Origin of the sequence: Cohnella sp. GCM10027633, assembly GCF_042675445.1 — a bacterium.
Classification (GTDB): Bacteria; Bacillota; Bacilli; order Paenibacillales; family Paenibacillaceae; genus Cohnella.
Window position 1 is genome coordinate 297,550 of the sequence record NZ_JBHTGV010000003.1, and the last position, 18,522, is coordinate 316,071.

Consider the following 18,522-nt stretch of genomic DNA (forward strand, 5'->3'; position numbering starts at 1 on the left):
TCCTTCCGGCTATCGAAAGGCTTCCTCGAAGATAGCCGAGATTTCGTTCTGTTCGTACGGTTTCTTGTGCTGAAGCGCGCATACCCGTAACTCATTGATCCTGGGCAAAAGGACGAGCTTCGCTCGCAACGGATCGACAGCCATATCCGCCATATGCCGGAACGGATCGAGAGGCGGATCGATCAAGACGACCTTGGTCGCGACGTTCGTCTCCTCGAACGCTTCGATCGTCTTCCGGAGCCGCTCCGTGCTTCGCGGCGAGCAATCGGACACGAAGTGCACGGTCAGCGCCGACTTCGCCAACAGATTCAGCAGCTCCAGTTGTTCGGTATCCAGCAATATCGTCGCGTAAGGGTAATAGTGCAGCCGCCGTTTTAGCTCGATCACGAGCTGAGCAACAGCTTCTTCGTTCGCGGCAATCGTTCCTTCCGCGCATACGAAGGAGCGTTCGATTCGGTTCGTAAGAAACTCGTCCAGAGAAACCGATTCCACCCCGTACTGACGCGCCTTGGATTGACCGGTCAGATCGATCAACAGCGAATTATGCCTTCTGGACATCATCCCCGCCCACATCAACGCCGTCGCCGTTCTGCCGGATTCCGAAGGCCCGACGAAAATTCGCAGCGAATGCTTGATCAGATTGTCCACGACGACGACGTCTTCGATTCGCTGCGCTCGCAGCAGCCTAATCAACCGTTGCTGATGATCGATGATCGACGCGTCCTCTTCGCACAGCCGGAACACGAGCTCGATCAGCTTCCTGATCTTCTCTTCCACGATCGACATCGTTACGCGCTTGCGTTGCAAGTCCCCGATCAGCCGGCTTGTAACGGCGGCGATGTTCTGCGGAACGAAGTACGGCTTCGCCTCCTTCAGCGCCTCGTTCACGAACGCGTTCCCCGAAGCATGCGAAGCTTCCATCCGATCGACCCAGTCGCCGACGGTCTGATCCATCGCCTTGTAGAGCTCGATAATCTCTCTGGACATGTCCATCAGATCCGCCTGAATGGCGATCCTCGCGTCCACCCGCTTCTGCAGCAGCTCGAAATCCTCGTGAAGCAGCTTCGCGTCGGTCACGGCTCCGAGCGCCTGCCGGATACGCTCGATTCGCGAGTCGACCGTCGCTTCGACGGATACGACGATCGCGTCCATGAGCGAGATCACCTTGTCGGCGATGAGGGAGTGCTCCAACCCGGCATACGTCGCCCGTTCGATGCCGATGCCCTTCACTCGCTCGAAGCGTTCCTCGACCGACAGCGTCCCGTCCAAGAACACGCGCTCGATGTCCGCATCCAGGGCGTCCAGCATGCGGATAACGGCAGCATACTGCGCGTTCTGCTCGTACAGGTCCTTCAATACGTTGTCTTGCTCCAACGCTTCTCTGAAAAAAGCGTAGTCGGCGAACTTGCCGAGCTCGAGCAACCGATCCGCCAACGACTTCGGCAGCTCCCGTTCCGCGGGTTGAACCGCGGTCTCCGGTACGGACGCTTCCGCGCTCGCCGCCGTCTCCGCAATGGCGGGGCGATCGAGCCAATTCCGATCGCCGAACTTCGCGTCCGTCGATTCGAGCGTCCGGTCGTCGCTTCCGATCTTGGACAGGTCGATCTCGCGCGCCACCGCTTCGCCGATCGCGGCGGGCGACAATACGGGAACATGAAGCTTCGTCACGTTGCCGGCTTGCACATAATCCGCTTCTTTGTCGTGTTGATAGACGTAGAGGACGGCGATAGATTCGGGCTTGCTGCCGAGCGCTTCGAGCAATCCGGCCGCCCCGGCGCCGCGCGCGTCCTTCGGACCGAGCACGACCGCATCCATGTTCGATTGTTCCGGGGGCAGTTGCAGCGTTTCGGCGATTTTGGCGACGCTGGTCTGGAACGCCCGGTCACCGAGCGCTTTCTTAAGGAACGGTCCGATCGAGGCTCCGAATATCATTCCGCGCCGCCCCCCTCGAATCGAGACTTATAATCTTCGTAAAATTTGACGTTCAACTGCGCGTTCCGATTCTCGTTATAGAGATAGGGGTAGTAGTACGCCGCTACTAGCTTCGTTTGCTCCGCGAAATATTCGTCCAGGTTGTAGGAGGATGCCAGCGAAGCGTATAGCGCGTTCATATACGCTTCGGATGCCTTGAACGTGCGGCTCGGCGCCGCGGTAACGTCCTTCTCTACCGCGGACGCCGCGGTCAACACGTTCTCGTAAGCTTCGGACAGCTTCGCGCGCATCGTCTCGCTTTTCTCGTCCATCGGCTTGCCCAGCTCTTCGGATCGCTTCTCCAGCTGCGCGATCCTCGTGTCCTTCTCCGCGAGCTGCGCCTTCAATCCGTCGATCTTCGACTCGTACTGCTCCGGCGTCGTCGATGCCGCTCTCTCCCCTCCCCCGAAGTCGACATCCTTTAACTTGACGTAACCGAAATAACCCGCCGCGCCGACGGCGGCGACGATCGTCGCCGTCAAGATGCCCTTCTTCGCCGCTCTTCCCAGCTTCGCCACTTGCTCGCGGTGTTTCTCTTGGCTTGCCCCGGCCTTCGCTTCAAGTTCCGCGATCGCGATGTCGATCTCGCGGGAGATGCTCGGATGCAGACCTTCCCGTTTCGCCGCGCGGTACTGCTCCAGCGCTTCCTTGAACTTTCCCTTATCCTCGTATTGCTTCGCTCTTCGAATGCGATCTTCCTTACCGGCAGAAGCCGCGGAGCCTGGGGTAGCGAGAGCAGCATGTTCCTGCGGCGCAACCATAGAATCGGGCGAACGAACCGGCACGGGCGTCGGCGCCGCGAGATGCTCGCTCTTGGACAGCGCGATGCTCCATTCGCCGAACGTCGGACATGCGCCGAGCTCCGTGCTCTCCCATGCGCGCAGCAGCAACGCGGCGATTCCGTCGCCCCACTCTCGCCGAAGCCGTTCGACCATCGCGGCGATGCGTTCTCCATTGCGTTGCAGCTCCTCCGGAGCGAAGTAGCTTTCACCCCACGCTTCCGCGTAGAACGCGTCGAAGCACGAGGAGAGCATCTCGGCGATCAGCACCGCCCCCGCGAAGCGGTCCGAGAGGCTGCTCCATGACTGGCTTGCCGTCAAGTGAATCGGCGCGTAGCCCGGAGAGCCTACGGGAATATGCTCCGGCCGCTCGAGATGGGAAGCATACAGCTGCTCCAGATCGATCAATTGCACGTAATCGACCGGCTTGACGCCCATGGAACGCTCGCCGAGCATCGGCAGCATCACGTTCGGACCCGATAAGTCGCAGTGCGCCAGTCCGCGCTGTTCCATGCCTACGAGCGCTTGCACGAACGCGAACGCGGCGGAGAACGCTTGCTTGCGCGCGAGCGCCCGCTTGTTCAGCATGACGTCCATCCAGGTCGGCCCTTCGATCCATGGCATGACGACCGCATATAGCAGATCAGGCTCCCGGTGAAGCGTATCGGCATCGCTCTGCGGCGTCACGATTACGCGTTCGCACGCGGACAATCCCGAGACGTCCGAGAACTTGGCGATTTGCCGGGAATGGTGCGCGAGCGACGGATTGACGAACGATCCGCGAAATACTTTCATTGCCTTCTTCTTCCGTCCGTGCTCGCTCTCTAGCAAATACACGGTTCCTTGCCGGCCTTCTTGGCCGTACGGCAAGCTGGGCGCGTTCGGATGTGCTCCGATTACGTACGCGTTGCCGCCGATCGCGATTGGCGTACCCGCTTCGGGTTGAAAGCTCATGCCGATCCTGCTCCTCGTTCCAGATTAAAAGCCCAGCGTACGTGCATGAAGCTAAGATCGTCGCCGGAGGGGTTGCGCGCTTCCCGGTCGACGACGTGGTCCAGCGTCTGCGTGTCGATGCTGCCGAACTCGTCCAGCGCGGCTAGACCGTCCGTGTAGACGAGCAGCTCGCCGTATCGCCCGGCATCGCCCAATCCTTCCTCCCTGTGTATCCAAGGGCCGCCTCCGGTCGGTCCGGCCGAGCTGTTCCATTGATGCCGGGTATCGATCGTTCCCGGGTCGCGGAACGTCAGCTCGCCTCGCTTCCCCCACGCTCGGATGCGCACGTCGCCCATCCAAGCAAGCAGCAACCTTCCCCCCGGGAACCGTTCGCAAGGTGGATCGAGACGCCCGCACGCGAACACGGTCGCGCTGCCTCGCTTTTTTTTCGATTCAAGCACGTCACGCAGCATCTCGGGTAGAGCGGCCGGCAACCGATGCCGCGCGACCAGCTCCCTACCTTCTATTGCCATGTCTTGCAGCGTTCGCTCCAAGGAATCTCTTATGGCATCCATACGGTCCGCGAGAGCGTCTTCTTCGCGGGACAGCCAGTCCAGCAGCTTCTCTCCGACGAACTTCGCGGCGATGTCGCCGTAATAGGACATGCTGACCCCGTCGCATAAGGCGAAGGCAAGAGAGCCGCCCTTGTCCGCGAACGCCAAGTAATCTTGGCCGGTATCGCCCGACGATCTGCAATCGCTGGACCGGATATAGCCGTAACGGTACGTCCATTCTCCGCACTCGATCGTCCTCGGCTTCGTCTCCGCGTCCTGCGGCAATCCGATTCTCGTATCCATCGTCAGTGAATCGGCGTCGCCGCGGACATCTGAAAGCCGAGCGACACCAGGTCCGGCGTCGTGCCCGGGAACATCAGCAGCGAGCCGGCGGACAGATTGTACTGCGATTCGCGGATCATGCTCCGGTAGCTCTCCGGGATAACGGACGACATGCGCTTCAGCTTATGTCCGTAGTCGTCCCGGAACGCCGTGTCCTCCCGCACGCCGGGCCACCGTTTCGGTTGGTCGATCGGCTGCGCGAGAAGATCGTCCGAGATGAAGATATTCTCGATCAGCACGTTGCCGTCCCGAACGCTCATGCCCATGATGCGTCGCGCGATGGGCTCCGGGTCTTCGCCGGTGTAGACGCCGTCCGTCATATGGCAGACGAGCGGCGCCGGACCGTCCTGGATGCGAGGCAGTTCGTCCTTCAACAGGCGCTCCGCGTGAAGGAACGCTTGCGCGGTATCCGTGAACCGGAACGTGCCCAGCGACGGCAGCATGCCGGCGCTCATGATCTCGTCGATGTTCTTCGGTCCGCCTAGCAGATCCCTCGTATCGTCGCTGTACGCGATGATCGCGACGCGGTAGCGGGACGCGATCCGGCTTCCCTTCGTCGACCGGAACACCATCTGCCGAAGAGCGACGTGCAGCGATTCGGAGACGACGTCGATCCTCCGCTTCCCTCCAAGCATCAGATCCATGGATCCGCTCGCGTCTAGCAGGTAGATAATGAGCGCCGGCTGAGATTGCGTCGCCTTCGCCGTATGCGTAGCATTCGCGCCCAACGATAGCGCGCCGAGATGGGCAGTCGCCATTACGGACGGTACAGGCGTGACTTCGGTCGGCGCGTTCAACCAAGACGCCCCGTTCAAGCTCACCGTCCGGTCGTAGGAGGAAGCCTCCCGAACGTCGGAAGACTGGACGAGGGCCGTCAAGCTTAATGCTTCCTTCGCCTCCGCCGCGTTCCGATAACGTTTCTCCGGCTCGGGTTCGAGCATCCGCTCTATCGCCTTCGCGATGCCCCCCGGTACGCCGGGCAGCGCTGCTGCGATCGGCTCCCGGTTCTGATAGACGTAGTTACCTCCGGACAATAAATAGAAGAGCAAGGATCCAAGGCCGTATATATCGGTTCTCGCATCGGTCTGCCGATTATCGAATTGCTCCGGCGCCGCGAACGCGATCGTGCCCATCTGGGTCGTATCGGTCAACTTGGCGTCCCCGTAACGTCTCGCGATGCCGAAGTCGATCAATTGCACGCGATCGTGCTCGTCGATCATCAAGTTCGAAGGCTTCAGATCCCTGAAGACGATCGGCGTCGGTTGGCCGTGCAAATACGCGAGGATGTCGCATAATTGGCTTGCATATGTCAATACCGCCGTTAACGCAAGACGGCGGCCTTCGTTGTCGAATCGTTGCTGAAGCGTCGAGCCGCGCACGTAATCCATGACGAGATAGCAAGCTCCCGCCTCGTCCGGCTCGTAATAATCCGTTATCTTCGGAATGTTCGGGTGATTAAGCGCCGACAGAATACGGGCTTCCTCTATGAACGTCCGCGTATCGGACATCGTTATCCTCTTAATGGCGACCGGCTTGGCCCCTAGCTTCTCGTCGATTGCCAAGTATACGGCCCCCATCCCGCCCTTCGCCAGCAGCGACTCGATCCGATAACGATCTCCTAGCGAATCTCCCGGTTGCAGCACGTCATCACCCGTCCCATTCGTCAATTTTCATACCAGTCATGCCAGTCATGCCGTCATGTCAGGTCATGCTAACGCCCGTAAGCCTTCGAAGCCGCCTTCGCGCGCTCCTCCGCTTCCCGCGCTTCGCGCGCCCTGCGTTCCTCTTCTTCCCTCGCGCGGTCTTCTTCCGCCTTGATCTCGTATGCGACGCTTACGACGTCCCCGGCGATCGAATCGATCTCGGTCCCCAGGTCGCGCAGCTCGATGACGATGCGCTCGATCGCCATGTTCACGTACTTCATCTCGCTCGCTTGCCAGGCGACGTTCAGATCGCCCTTCTCGTTGTGCAGGCTGTTCGCCAAGTCGCGAATCGCCGTCGCTTGCGCGCGTAAGCTGTTCGCTTGCGATTGAGCGGAGCTGACGCTGATTCCCATGCGCATTCCCTCCCGGTCCGGGCATGCCGAATCTCCGGCTTAGGCGCATGCCGCCATCGCCGGAGACCGGTCTTCCCGTTACTTGAACAGATTGGCGTTGGACTTCAATTGCGTCTCCGTCTCATCGTAGAGACGCGCCGTTTCCGTCAGGAACGTCGCGTACGACTCCACGACTTTCCGGTACTCCTCGAACTTCGGAACGTAAGATTCGAAGTCTTTGCGCAGCTCTTCCGCCGCCTCGCTCTGCCAGCTGTTGGACAGGTCCTTCATCTCTTTGCGGATGAATTCGAGACGATCGGTCAGTTGCTCGTTCAGCTTGTTGATATTCGTGGCGGTTTGCGTCAATTGATCCAACGTAATATCGATTCCGATAGCTGCCATTCCATTTCCTCCCCATGATCGTTAATGAAGCCCCGCGGGCTAGTTGGCCAACTTTTTGGCGTTCGCTTCGATGGTATCCTGCGTCGTCTGATACTGCTTCGCGCTTTTCTTCAGGAAGTCGGCGTAGAGATCCATGTTTTTCTTCATGGTGTCCATGTCCGGCTTGAATTCCCTGATGCGTTCGCAGAACGCCACGTTGTCCTTGCCCTTCCAAGCGGAGCCCAGTCCGTCGACGGCGTTGAAGAGCTGACTGTACAATTGCTCGTATTCCCTCGATTGCTCTTCCATCTTGCCGGCTGCCGATTCCAGCTTCGCCGGATCCACTACGATCTTCTTTGCCATGCCGCTAGCTCCCTTCGATAAGTAATTTATATTAACATCAGCCTGGTGCCGTTCATGAGGCCCAACTCTACGGCTGATCGGTTAATATCGAGCGCCGATCCGGACTTGCGTTCGCAGAGCGACGTATCCGGGGCGGGCACGAAGGCCCCGTCGGACAGCTCCGACAAGGCTCCTGCCAATAACGACTCTACTTCCCGCAGCTTGCTGGCCGCGGGGATGTAGGCGTCGAACGTCCTGCCTAAGGCGGGGACGTACACTTCGACCAAGATTCTATCCATGCGCGGCGACCTCCAGCTCGGCGGTACGGGATCTCAACAGCTTCATGAGCGTTGCCTTGCCTTTGACGATCCGGTAGCCGAACTCGTCTCCGATCTCCTTGTGCAATTCGCTCGAAGAATTCGACAGCTTGATTTGGTATTGGTCCGATATCCCGTCTCCGATCCAGATCCCGTCCGCGATCGATACGTGTTTCTTGAACCATGGCTCGTAGGAGATCGAAGACAGAGCGGATACGGCTTCCGCCAAGATGAACGTCACGCCGTACGAAGCTTGTCCCTTCTCCAGCATGACCTTCAGCTTGTCTTGCGCGTCTTCGGACAGCGCCGACGTTAACCCGGACAGCGAGCTGACGAAGCATGCGATCGGTTCGTAACGCGGCGGTTCGAGACCTTCGTCCGAGGCGTCCTTGAACGCGTTGTGTCTCGCGACGAGCTCCATGAACAAGCGAACGACCTGCTCTTCCGTCTTCGGCTTGTCTTTGCAATACCGATATCCCGCTCGCTCCGCGTCGACGAACAGCCCGGCCGGATCCAAGACGACGGTCTCGCCAGCGCTTAACGCGGCCTGCGCCGCTTCCGCGAAGCCCTGCAGGAAGGCGGAACTATCGTTCCGCTGCGAGAGCGCCAGATGAATATAAGCATCCGCCAGGCCGAGGTAGGACGTCGCGAGACTGCTCTTCTCGATGCCGATCGGTAAGCCGCGAGGTCCGACGCGCCGCAGCTCGTCCGCGAAAAATTCGGGATCGACGCGTTCCGGCAGCACCGGAATTTTCGCCGCTGGCGCCTGCGTCCATTCCTGGGCCGACCGATCGGCCATCGCGCGGACATGCTCGAACGTTCTCTCCGCGTCCGGCACGATATGGGCGATCTGGAATTCGTAAGCCTGATCGGACTTGAAGATGCCCCTGCCTTTGAACTTCGAAGGCACGATGCCGTCCACTCTGCCTAGCAATCCCGCATAATCCGATTTGTCGTTCATCTGCAGCACGTACGTTAGCTTGAAGTTCTGCAGCAGCCGGTAACGGACCGCGTTCGAAGCCGACGCCGTCAAGACGAAGGTGATGCCGAACTTGACGCCTTCTCTCGTCAAGTAGGCGAACGTCTCTTCCAGCGATTCATAGGTTTCCGCGAAAGCGGAGTAATTGTGGATCGCCACGACGATCGACGGCACCGATTGCCCCGACGACTTCGAGAACGAATGGAAATCGCCTCCATAGTCCGCGAACCGCTTCTTCCGGCTGTCGACTTCCTTCGCCAGCATCTTGAACAGGTTCGCGATCTTCTCTCCGTCGTCCGCGAGCAGAACGTCGCCCACGTGCGGAGCCTTGGCGAACGCGCGAAGCGTCTCGGCCCCGAAGTCCAGCACGTACAAGTTCACTTCCGCCGGCGTATGTCCGCTGATCAACGAATAGAGCAGCGTCGTCAGGAACGTCGTCTTGCCGTTGCCCGCGGAGCCGTACACGATCGCGTTCCCGTCTCGCGAGATCGGGAAGACGAGCGGCGCCTGTCTCTGGTTCTCCGGATCGTCGTACGCTCCGATGACCGGTTCGAGCCACGAGCCTCCGGCGCCGGAGACGCCATGCTTCCTCCGCACCTCGTCCAGGACGATGATCGCGGGAATCGGCTCCAGCCACAGCTTGCGGACGCGGATGTTCTCTTCGTCCGCGATCTGCGCCAAGTACTTGTTGATCTCGTCGATCTGCTTGGGCGGATTCGCGATCGCCCTGCTGCGTCTGTCCGGCTTCGCCTGCTTCACGACGCGCCCCAGATTGTCGATGATCGAGACGCTGTCGTCTCGGTTCTTCGCGATCCGATCGGCCGGCTCGTAGGGAGCTCCTCCCCACGCCGACTGTCCGAGCTCGAACAGCTCGTTGAAGCCTACCTGTACGTAATAACGCCCGGTAACCGACAGCTCCGCCGCGTCCGGCCGCTTGATTACGTCCATGCTGTCCGCCTTCTCCTGCACCTTCAGACAGATTCTGAACTTGCTGTTACTCCAGATCTGATCGTCCACGACGCCCGACGGCTTCTGCGTCGCCAGAATGAGATGCACGCCGAGACTCCGCCCGATTCGCGCCGCGCTGACGAGCTGCTCCATGAACTCCGGCTGCTGCGACTTCAATTCGGCGAACTCGTCCGAGATAATGAACAGATGCTGCAGCGGTTCTTGCACCCGGCCTTCGCGGAACAGCTTCTGGTACTTATAGATGTCGATGTTGCTGGCGCCGACCTTCTTGCCCGTCTCCCCGAATATCGCCTGCCTGCGCTTCAGCTCGCTCTGGATGGAGACGAGCGAACGCTTCACGGCCGCGCCGTCCAAGTTCGTGATCGTCCCGGCCAGATGAGGCAGCCGTTCGAACGCATTCGCCATGCCGCCGCCCTTGTAGTCGATGAGAATGAAGGCGACCTCGTTCGGGTGATAGCTGACGGCCAGCGACAGAATGAACGTCATGATGAATTCGGACTTGCCGGAGCCCGTCATCCCGGCGATCAAGCCGTGAGGTCCGTGGAACTTCTCGTGCAAATCCAGCTTGAACAGCTCTCCGTTCGTGCCTACTCCGATCGGCGCCTCGAGCGACAACGTCGGATCGTTCTCCTTCCAACGCGTCATGACGTTCAAGTGTTCGATCTTCCCGACCCCGAACATCTCCAGGAACGTCATCATCGCCGGGAGAGCGAACGTGGAAGCGGACGAGTCGAGCATCGTGTTCGCGAGGCATGCGGCCAGCTCGTGATCGTCTTGTTTCAGGTAAAAATCGGGCTGGAACGCGATATGCTCGCCCGTCGTGTCGTCCTTATCGTAGATCGTGGCGGTGCCGCCGAACTCGACGACCATCGAGCACTCCTTGGGCAGATGCTTCAATTCGTCGTAGAGATGGAAGACGCTGAACCCCAAGCTCGTCTTCGACTTGTAGATCCGCTGCAGGAAGTCCGCCTTCGAGGCCAATTCCTTGTTCATCGCGAATACGACGTAATGAGGTCCTGCATCGCCCGGTTCGGCCGAATTCCGTTCTTCTCTCGCGGCTAGCACTTTCTCCATCGCGGCCGATAGCGCCTTCGCTTCGCTCGGGTCCGTCGCCAAGTATCTCGAGCCCGAATCCGCGGACCACGCGTGCGGCAGCCACTTGACGTAGCTCCACGTCTCTTCCTCGCTCTTGTCGTAGAGGAAGACGAGCTTGAGCTCGTCGTAGCTGTGCAGCGCCGTCAGTTGCCATAGAATGCCTTTGACCATGTCCGCGACGCTGCTCCGGTTGCCGATGGCGCCGCTGATCCAGTCGTTATCGAGAGATAGCGTAATCGGAACCTGCTCGAGAAGCTTGGGCGTTTCCGCAAGCCTGTAAAGCTCCTCACGCAGATTATCGTCTTCGAGCGCGAACGACTTGTCCGGATAATCGATATCCGCCCGAAGCGGAAGCGTGCCGATGCCGAGCCTGACGTTCAGGAAGTCGTTCTGCCCGCGCACCCTCTCCCACAAGTTTCGTTGCCGCATCCGGATGCGAAGGACGCAATCGTCGACGCCGACGTGGTTCTCTCGCAGAATCTCGCTTTGCTTCGCGCACTCTCCCGCGATTTCGCGTCCGACGTCTTTCAAATACGCGGCGTATTTCGATTGGCGTAACCGTTCCTTGTCATCCCGTTTCTTGCTCTCGTGCTTCCTCGACAGCAGCGGCCACAGGAAGGCGCCTACTAGCATGCTCGAAGACATGACGAGCGACGGAAGCGCGTTGCGAATACCTCCCGTGGCATTCATCGAGTTCTGGACGGTAATCATCGCCACGAACGCGGCGGACATGCCCATCGTAATCGACGGCCCTAGCATGAGCATGAGCGGCGTCGGCTCGTGATTGCCCATGGCCGGCGGCGGATCGATTCTGATCTCCGCGGGACGGATGTCCCGCTTGAACCGCGGAGAACGGAAGAACGAATGTCCCGTCCACTCCTCCGGATCGTCGTCTTCCTCTTCGGCGGACGCCGGATGTTTCCCGTACGGCGGAAGCAGATCCGTTCGTACGGTTACGAGACCGTCCGGATTGTTGATCGCGATGAAATCCTTGCCCAATACGAGCTTCAAGCCGAGAACGTAGACGACGTCTCCGGGCTTCAGCGTACGCCGGCGCACCCTCTCGCCGTTCACGAACAGGCCGTTCGCGCTTCCGGAATCCTCGATCGAGACTTCTTCGCGAACGATCGATAGCTCCGCGTGCCTGGACGATACGTGAGCGCTGGCATAACGGATATCGCTGGATTCCGCCCGGCCGATCGACACGCTTCCGTGCGCGGGCAGCTTCACCTTGCGGAACCTCCGACGGTCTTCCGACACCGGCTCCGCGTACAGCATGGCCGTTCGCTGTCCCTTCGAGAGCGACAGCGTATAGAAGCTCGGCGCATCGATCGCGACCTCTTTGATCGGAGTGCGGTCCGGTCCGACGATCTGCGCGTTTCTGTTCGACTTCATGATCCATCGGCCGTCGACGCCTTCGATGCCGATAAGCCGTTCTTCCTTGCCGTAATCGTTGCGATGAGTGATCCAGAACTGCCCTTTGCGCTTCTCGGGAAGCACGCACGACGATAATTCGTTATCTTGGAGCAATGAGAGCTGCATCGGTCGGTCGAACCTCCACTTTATTTGACGTCTTCGACGCGATAGCCGCCGGGGATGACGGATACCCGCCATGTCTCTTCCATCACGTCGCCGAGCGCGATACGCACGCCGTAACCGGCCGAAACGGCGCGATGCGCGATGTGCTTGCCGATCAAGTAATAGCCTTCGCCGGCTTTGTCGACGCGCCAAGTACGGATTCTGTGCGAAGGCGTTCCGAACAGCTTCGGCGAATATTGGCGCATCCGTTCCAATACGTCATGACAGACGGCGGGAGAGGCGTACGGACTGAAGTGCTCGATGTGATTCGTCTCGTGAGCCAGCATATAACCGTCGTCCGCGTATTCGAGAAACCGGTATAACTCGTCCGGCATCGGGATGTCTCCGCGGACGACTCCGCGCAGCTCCCTGCGTTTCATGAAGAAGTAGATCCATAGGAGCCCGAAGGCGGATACGGAGAATAGAATCGTTGATAGAATCACCTGTCGCGCCCGCCTCCTTCGCGAATCATCTCTCGTTTATTTGCGAAGCGAAGAGAGCGCCGCCTGCCGAAGGACGGATCCCGCGAAGCCCGTCTCCGGCTGCTGCGTCCCGCGTCCCGGAGTCGCGGCGGCATGGCCGAAGCTGTTCGCCGCTCCGGCAAGCTTGCGATCGACGAAGCTCTTCGTCTCGTCGAGGTCCTGCTTGAGCAGACCCGCCGCTTCGGTTACGCCTACGATCGTCGATCTTGCCTGTTCCCCGCGCTCGCCGGGAAGCGTCCGAATGAGCGCGAGATCGTTCAGCTTCGATAGCTCGGCATGGATCGCGTTCAGACATTCGCCCGCGACGCGTTCGAAGCTTCGGCTCTCCTGGAATAGCTTCTCGAGCAGCTTCGGATCGAGCAGCATCGATTTACCGCCCATGCGCGACCGCCTCCTTCTCCACCTCGAGGAACCCGGCTTGCGCTTTGCCGACTTCCGCGGTCAACGCGCCGAGATCCTCGTACAGCTTGCGGTATTGATCCTCCAATATTTTGACGAACGTCAGATCGCTCGCGATCGCGGCTTCTCCGTATATCGCGCGAAGCCGCGCCGCGCCGGCCAGCAACGCCTGCAATTGTTCGCCGATCGCGTCCAGCGAACGTCTGACGAGTTGTTCTCCGCCGCTTTGTTCCATGAGTTCCATCGCTCCTCTCGGATCAGATCAACAAGCTGCGCGTCGCGCTTCTCTCTTCCTGGGTGGAAGCCTTCTTGGGCGCCGATTCCGGCTTCCCACGCGCATCCTCCTCGAACGCCGCGTAAGACGGGAACAAAGGAACCGTGTCGGTCACGGCGACGACCGGCCGAGTCGGCAAGGATTCCGCCAAGCCGGCACCGAACGCCGTATGTCGACTGTCGTAAGGGATGGCCGATTGGAAGAACCGCTCCCACGCCCACTCGTACTCTTCGCGGATCGTCAGGGAGAACGCGACGCTCTTGCGGACTTCCGGCGGCTTGCCGGGAAATCCCTTGACGTTGATCATCGCCGTAACGACATGAAGCACTCCGCAGCATAGCTCGACGTCTTCCTCCAACGGGCCGTCGACCAGATTCAGGAAAGGAGCCAGCACGCGAAGCGGCTTCGGCGCGGCATCGTAGAACCATTTGGCGGCGCCGCCGTTATCCCCGCGCGCGCATCCGATCGCTTCCGCCAGCGATTCGTAGCCATCGTATCGATCGGTCAGCACGACGGCTTGATCGTATACGTCCCTGTGCATGTAGTAATACCACTCGCCTTGCGCCAATACGATCGTGTTGACCATCGTTGGCAAGTAACGTTCTTTCGACGCGACGATCACGGGCGATTCGCCTCCTCCATCATCTTGACTCCTTGACGAACGCCGCCGGATCGACCGCCGTACCGTGCACGGCCACGGCAAAATGCAAATGCTCGCCCGTCGTGCGGTTACCCGTGTTGCCGGACAGCGCGATCGGTTCGTATTGCCTCACGGCTTGACCTTCGACCGCCGACACGGAAGATAGATGCCCGTATACCGTTCTAATGCCGTTGCCGTGATCGACCCATACGTACAAGCCCAATTCCTCGCTCTCGCCCGTCTTCGCGATCGTCCCATGGAACGCGGAGAGTACCTGCGTGCCGATCGGCGCTTCCATATCGAGACCGGCGTGGAACGTGATCTCGTCTCTCGTCACCGGATCCAGCCTCTCTCCGAAGGGGGACGTAATCCGTACCGGAATCGCGAGCGGGGAACGGAAGCCGGCAACGTCGCCCAGCTCGGCGTATTCGGCCGCGGTCTTCACCCGTTCCCGTTGGCGCTCCACGTCGCGTAGCAAGTCGTCGAGGTTACGCTTGTCGCCGGCTAACTCCGCGTCCCGAACCGGTATCGGCGGCGCTTCGCTCGCGATCGCCTTCCGATCCTCCCGGTTCCGGAGGAGAAGGCTCGCCGTATCCCGGTATTCGGCATCAAGCCGCATGATCGTTCCGATCTCCGCTCCCGACTCGCGGACCATCTCGGCTTTGAGCGCGTCCAGACGATCGGATAACGCGTAGATGATCCGGTCGGCTTCCGCCAGCCGATCATGATCGTACGCGCGTTCCAGCGCCTTCGCGGTATCGAACATCGTTCTGCCGCTAACGTCCCGAACGTCCCATTCGTATTGCTCCTCCAGCCGATGGAGCCTCTCTTCCTCCGCGGCTGGATCAAGAACCGTGGCGCCATACATTCGCAGCAGTACCGAGGCATCCTCCGCATGCGCGACCGCCGCAGGAAACGCCAGCGCCGTTAACACGGACGCAAGCTTGATGAATGCGCGCATCGACTTCCCTCCCTTCCGGATGTTCGTTCGTCTATCGCATATACGCGACATCGAACCGGTAACCCGCTTCCGCCGCTTCGTCCATCGTCTCGAACAGCGCTTCGGGTACGACGGAGGCCGGCAGCTTGTCCGCGAACGCATAGTAGCGTTGACCGCCTTTCGTATACCCGGCGACATGCCGCGCGGCCGAGACGCTCGATCCCGCTACGCTGAAGCCGCTTAGCTTGCCCGCGGTAGAGAAGTATTGCAGATTCTGCACGAGCACGAGGAAGCTCGGACCTTCGATCGAGTTGACGCCCACGCGATCCGTGAGCCGGCTCGGAACGAAGAAGCGGTTGCTCCACGAATAGTTGGCTTCGTTCAGCTTCTCGATGGCAAGCCCCATGTGGTTCGACACCGCATCGTTAATGATCCGGAACGCTTCCTCCCGCTTCATGGCCGCTCCCGACGGAGTCGGGGGCAAGCCGTCCAGCTTGGACAACGACGATCCGTCGAAGGCAACCGTGTCCGCCATGCCCATATTGAGCGCGTATTTCGTCGTCCCGTTCTCGTAGGCGTAAGGAAGCTTCATTCCGAACGACAGCTCCCAATCCGCGTCGTCCGGTTGTCCCGCTCCCGCGTATACCCCCGGCCGGTTGCCCGTCACGCGATGCTCCGCCAGGTAATAGCCGTCGTAGGTCGCGACCGCCGCGACCGGGATGTATTCCGCGATCAAGCGCTTATGCTCCTCCGTCGGAGGCACGTCGTAATTGAAGGCGAACACGTCGAGGAACGCGTCAAGCGCGATGTCCGGATCCAGCGTGAACTTGTCCTCGTAGGCGTAATCCAGGCCGAGATCGTTCGTCTCGAGCAGCATGGCCCGAATGCCCGCGTCCGTCGAGTAATCGATCGCGTAGGATAGCTTCAATCGCTCGATCTCGTCCTTCTCCTTCTGCGCGTAGATCATGTATCCGGCGATCAACGCCGCGAAGAATAACAGCGAAGCCAAGTTGACCAAGGAGAAAAAACGGCTCATCTCGCACCTACTTCCTGATCATGCCGGCTAGCGTCTGATCGAATTTGGACGGGGTCATGCGCAAAATACGATTCTGAAGCCGCTGCGCTCCCGTATAGTCGATGGCGCGGACGGTAACTTGGAGAATGTCGCCCGCGTTCCATGCCGATGTATCGTCGCTATAGATGTAAGACGCATAAGTGCCGCCGGCTCCGTCCGGGTTGACGACCTTCATGTAACGCTTGATCGTCGCGTCCATCGAGACTCCATAGGAAGAGATGCCCATGTAGAAGTCGGCCAAGTCCTGCTCGGAGAGCGTTCCTTTATCCGTGATCTTGTCGATGAAGTTCGTCATCTCGTTCAACACGCTGCGGTTCATCGTGAGATCGTCGCTCATCGTGTTGATGACGAGAGGTCCTCCGATCAGCAGCGCGAAGGCGAGAAGAACGCCGAGTATTTTATTGATCAGATCGGTCAAGGCTTAGAGCTCCTCTCACGGCGCGAAGCCGAAGTTCCAATATCGCATGCCGTCCGGTCCCGCATGCAGCCGCATATCGACGTCCGCGTTCAGGGGCATGGCCGTCCACGCCTGATTCAGCCAATACTCCCTGTTCGCGAAGAAATCTTCGTCCAGCTCGATTTCGACCGGCGTGCCGTTCGCGTCGATCCGGACCTTGCGCGGCTGCGGAACGTTCTCGTCCGCAATGACCAACATGAGCAGTGCGTCTCCGGAGTCGTATCTCTGAGTTGCGTTCTCGTCTTCCGATCGAAGCTCGCTTGCCGTAACTCGCGCCGTCTTCTCGAGCTGCACGTCGAATCCGCCGACGTCGCCTTTCAGGTAAGGAACGATGAACGGAATTCCGATCGGCAGGAATAACGCGAGCACGAGAATGACCGTGATGAGATCGAACGAGCTTTCCGCTTCTTCCATCCGTCATGCCTCCTTGATCTCGACCTCGAATCGATCCGCCTCGGGCGTTAGCTCGATTCTGACTTTCTTGCCGAGCAGCCTCGGATCGGCAAGATCCTCTGTTTCCCTCACGCTCACTCCGTACACGACGACGTCCGCGACGATCGCGGCGCTCGCGCTTTTCAGCAATAACGCGTACAGCGTCGGCACCGGTACCGCGCCGTAACCGGCGACGTCTCTGAGCTCTTGCGAGTATGACGCTTCCTGCGATTGGGCGATATCGTTCACCGATCGTCTGCCGAAATCCTGCGACATCACGCTGAAGACGACGAGTATGGCGGCAATGACGGCAACGACGACGAGATGCACGGTGCCCATGACGCTGGTGCTGACTTCGTTGTCCATGTCACGGCTGCCTCCTGAACTCGATTGTCCCGATTCCGCCGTTCGCTTCTCGAACGAGGGCCGACGAGAATCTTGCCGAATCGGGGAATACGTCGAACTTCTCGGTCAGCGTCGATACGGAGAACGGATCGGGCGTAATGCCGGCTCCGGCCTGCCGTTCCCACGACCAGACCTGGTCGGGAGCAGGTAATCCCGTGTACACCCGGATGGCCGGATACCCGCCCGTCTCCGCGATGACGGAGACGAGATCCTGCGCGTACAAGCCGCTGGCGTCGTCGTACGGACTGTACTTGCGGTGCTCCTTCAAGATCGCGACGGCGGTATCCTGCTCATGCAGGACGCTCGCGCTCTCCCGGGCCATCGAGCCTAGCAGCACGATGAGAGAGATGACGATCGCCGCGGCCATCGCGCTCAAGCTCGCCCAGATCGTGGCCGACCATTCGTTCACGGGACCCTCTCCTTTCCGTTAATTCCGTACTCTAGCAGTGCCTACGAGCCGCGGCGAAGCAGCTCGCGGGCCTTAACAGCACGTATTAAAGTTGTTGGGTGAAGCAGACGCCTACGATCTGGCCCGTCGTGTCCTTGATCAGCTCGGCCAGGAACTTCGCCGTCGGGCGTACGAACGTGTCCGTACCGGAATCCGTCATCGGGGTGTAGATCATGTTGTACTTGATTCCGGATGACGTATTGAGATTCAATGTGTAATGAGAATCATTGGCTTGAGTTGCGTTACGCACAATTGCGGCTGTGTCATAGTAGTCATGCGTACCTGTTTTAGTCGAACCTTCCAATAACGCTCCGTAGTTGTTACCCTGATTGGTACTGCTCGTGTCCGTAGCGGAGATGTCCAAAGTAGCCAGCGTTCTTACGACGGAAGCAACCGGTTGTCCTTCGAACAGTTTCACTGCCGATACGACCTGCGTGCCCGAGATGAGCTTCTGGTCATAGTCGTCGAACCTTGCCAGGGACATCGAGTCCATCGAGACGGATACCGTCGAGATCCCCTGGTTCGTCGTTCCCCGCGTAAAGCCCAAGATAACGAAAATAATCGAAATGATAACGCCGATGACGATGAGGGCGATCGCTATTCGCGCGCCTGATCCGAGTTCGCCTTCCATTGCTTACTCACTCCCCGTTTTGAATGTAATAGACTGCAGACAATATCTCCCGACGCGCAATTCC

Annotated in this window: 20 protein-coding genes and 1 pseudogene; all 21 read right to left on the reverse strand. The window is 59.7% G+C overall.

Annotation, left to right across the window (positions count from 1 at the left end; genetic code table 11):
- Window positions 1-9 precede the first annotated feature (9 nt).
- The gene (locus ACFQZG_RS10550) at window positions 10-1,932 is read right to left on the reverse strand and encodes a hypothetical protein (RefSeq protein ID WP_378152157.1); all 1,923 of its coding nucleotides are present in this window, start codon (window positions 1,930-1,932) and stop codon (window positions 10-12) included.
- Window positions 1,929-3,704 (reverse strand): serine/threonine-protein kinase, encoded by a 1,776-nt coding sequence (locus ACFQZG_RS10555; RefSeq protein ID WP_378152159.1) that lies wholly within the window; start codon window positions 3,702-3,704, stop codon window positions 1,929-1,931. Before ACFQZG_RS10555 ends, ACFQZG_RS10550 begins: the two co-directional genes overlap by 4 nt.
- Complete coding sequence (locus ACFQZG_RS10560; RefSeq protein ID WP_378152161.1) at window positions 3,701-4,540, reverse strand: protein phosphatase 2C domain-containing protein; 840 nt, start codon at window positions 4,538-4,540, stop codon at window positions 3,701-3,703. Before ACFQZG_RS10560 ends, ACFQZG_RS10555 begins: the two co-directional genes overlap by 4 nt.
- 2 nt (window positions 4,541-4,542) lie before the next feature.
- On the reverse strand, window positions 4,543-5,337 hold the full coding sequence (locus ACFQZG_RS10565) for a vWA domain-containing protein (RefSeq protein ID WP_378152562.1): 795 nt from the start codon (window positions 5,335-5,337) through the stop codon (window positions 4,543-4,545).
- Window positions 5,338-5,592: 255 nt separating this feature from the next.
- Window positions 5,593-6,222: pseudogene (locus ACFQZG_RS10570) on the reverse strand (serine/threonine protein kinase); the annotation flags it as partial.
- 68 nt (window positions 6,223-6,290) lie between these two features.
- Window positions 6,291-6,635 carry a hypothetical protein gene (locus ACFQZG_RS10575; RefSeq protein WP_378152163.1) on the reverse strand — a complete coding sequence of 115 codons (345 nt, stop codon included), beginning with the start codon at window positions 6,633-6,635 and terminating at the stop codon, window positions 6,291-6,293.
- Between the two features lie 78 nt (window positions 6,636-6,713).
- Window positions 6,714-7,016, reverse strand: a complete 303-nt coding sequence (locus tag ACFQZG_RS10580; RefSeq protein WP_378152165.1) for a pore-forming ESAT-6 family protein — start codon at window positions 7,014-7,016, stop codon at window positions 6,714-6,716.
- 39 nt (window positions 7,017-7,055) lie between these two features.
- The gene (locus ACFQZG_RS10585) at window positions 7,056-7,358 is read right to left on the reverse strand and encodes a WXG100 family type VII secretion target (RefSeq protein ID WP_378152167.1); all 303 of its coding nucleotides are present in this window, start codon (window positions 7,356-7,358) and stop codon (window positions 7,056-7,058) included.
- 26 nt (window positions 7,359-7,384) lie between these two features.
- Window positions 7,385-7,636, reverse strand: a complete 252-nt coding sequence (locus tag ACFQZG_RS10590) for a ubiquitin family protein (protein ID WP_378152169.1) — start codon at window positions 7,634-7,636, stop codon at window positions 7,385-7,387.
- A complete protein-coding gene (gene essC / locus ACFQZG_RS10595; RefSeq protein WP_378152171.1) occupies window positions 7,629-12,239 on the reverse strand; it encodes a type VII secretion protein EssC in 4,611 nt (1,536 codons plus the stop codon). The genes ACFQZG_RS10590 and essC overlap by 8 nt, the downstream gene beginning before the upstream one ends.
- Window positions 12,240-12,259: 20 nt before the next feature.
- On the reverse strand, window positions 12,260-12,718 hold the full coding sequence (locus ACFQZG_RS10600; protein WP_378152173.1) for a hypothetical protein: 459 nt from the start codon (window positions 12,716-12,718) through the stop codon (window positions 12,260-12,262).
- Window positions 12,719-12,754: 36 nt separating this feature from the next.
- Window positions 12,755-13,138 (reverse strand): hypothetical protein, encoded by a 384-nt coding sequence (locus tag ACFQZG_RS10605; RefSeq protein WP_378152174.1) that lies wholly within the window; start codon window positions 13,136-13,138, stop codon window positions 12,755-12,757.
- A complete protein-coding gene (locus ACFQZG_RS10610) occupies window positions 13,128-13,391 on the reverse strand; it encodes a hypothetical protein (RefSeq protein WP_378152176.1) in 264 nt (87 codons plus the stop codon). Before ACFQZG_RS10610 ends, ACFQZG_RS10605 begins: the two co-directional genes overlap by 11 nt.
- A gap of 22 nt (window positions 13,392-13,413) precedes the next feature.
- Window positions 13,414-14,052 carry a hypothetical protein gene (locus tag ACFQZG_RS10615; RefSeq protein WP_378152178.1) on the reverse strand — a complete coding sequence of 213 codons (639 nt, stop codon included), beginning with the start codon at window positions 14,050-14,052 and terminating at the stop codon, window positions 13,414-13,416.
- A gap of 19 nt (window positions 14,053-14,071) precedes the next feature.
- Entirely contained in the window at window positions 14,072-15,031 is a 960-nt protein-coding gene (locus tag ACFQZG_RS10620; RefSeq protein WP_378152180.1) for a M23 family metallopeptidase, read from the reverse strand.
- A gap of 31 nt (window positions 15,032-15,062) precedes the next feature.
- Window positions 15,063-16,046, reverse strand: a complete 984-nt coding sequence (locus tag ACFQZG_RS10625) for a hypothetical protein (protein WP_378152182.1) — start codon at window positions 16,044-16,046, stop codon at window positions 15,063-15,065.
- A gap of 7 nt (window positions 16,047-16,053) precedes the next feature.
- Window positions 16,054-16,503, reverse strand: coding sequence for a hypothetical protein (locus ACFQZG_RS10630; protein WP_378152184.1), 450 nt, complete (start codon window positions 16,501-16,503; stop codon window positions 16,054-16,056).
- A 15-nt stretch (window positions 16,504-16,518) separates the two neighbouring features.
- Window positions 16,519-16,956, reverse strand: a complete 438-nt coding sequence (locus tag ACFQZG_RS10635) for a hypothetical protein (RefSeq protein ID WP_378152186.1) — start codon at window positions 16,954-16,956, stop codon at window positions 16,519-16,521.
- 3 nt (window positions 16,957-16,959) lie between these two features.
- Window positions 16,960-17,340, reverse strand: coding sequence for a hypothetical protein (locus ACFQZG_RS10640; protein ID WP_378152188.1), 381 nt, complete (start codon window positions 17,338-17,340; stop codon window positions 16,960-16,962).
- Between the two features lies 1 nt (window position 17,341).
- Entirely contained in the window at window positions 17,342-17,788 is a 447-nt protein-coding gene (locus ACFQZG_RS10645; protein WP_378152190.1) for a hypothetical protein, read from the reverse strand.
- Between the two features lie 85 nt (window positions 17,789-17,873).
- Window positions 17,874-18,458: a hypothetical protein gene (locus ACFQZG_RS10650; RefSeq protein ID WP_378152192.1), complete on the reverse strand. Its 585-nt coding sequence runs from the start codon at window positions 18,456-18,458 to the stop codon at window positions 17,874-17,876.
- Window positions 18,459-18,522: the final 64 nt, after the last annotated feature.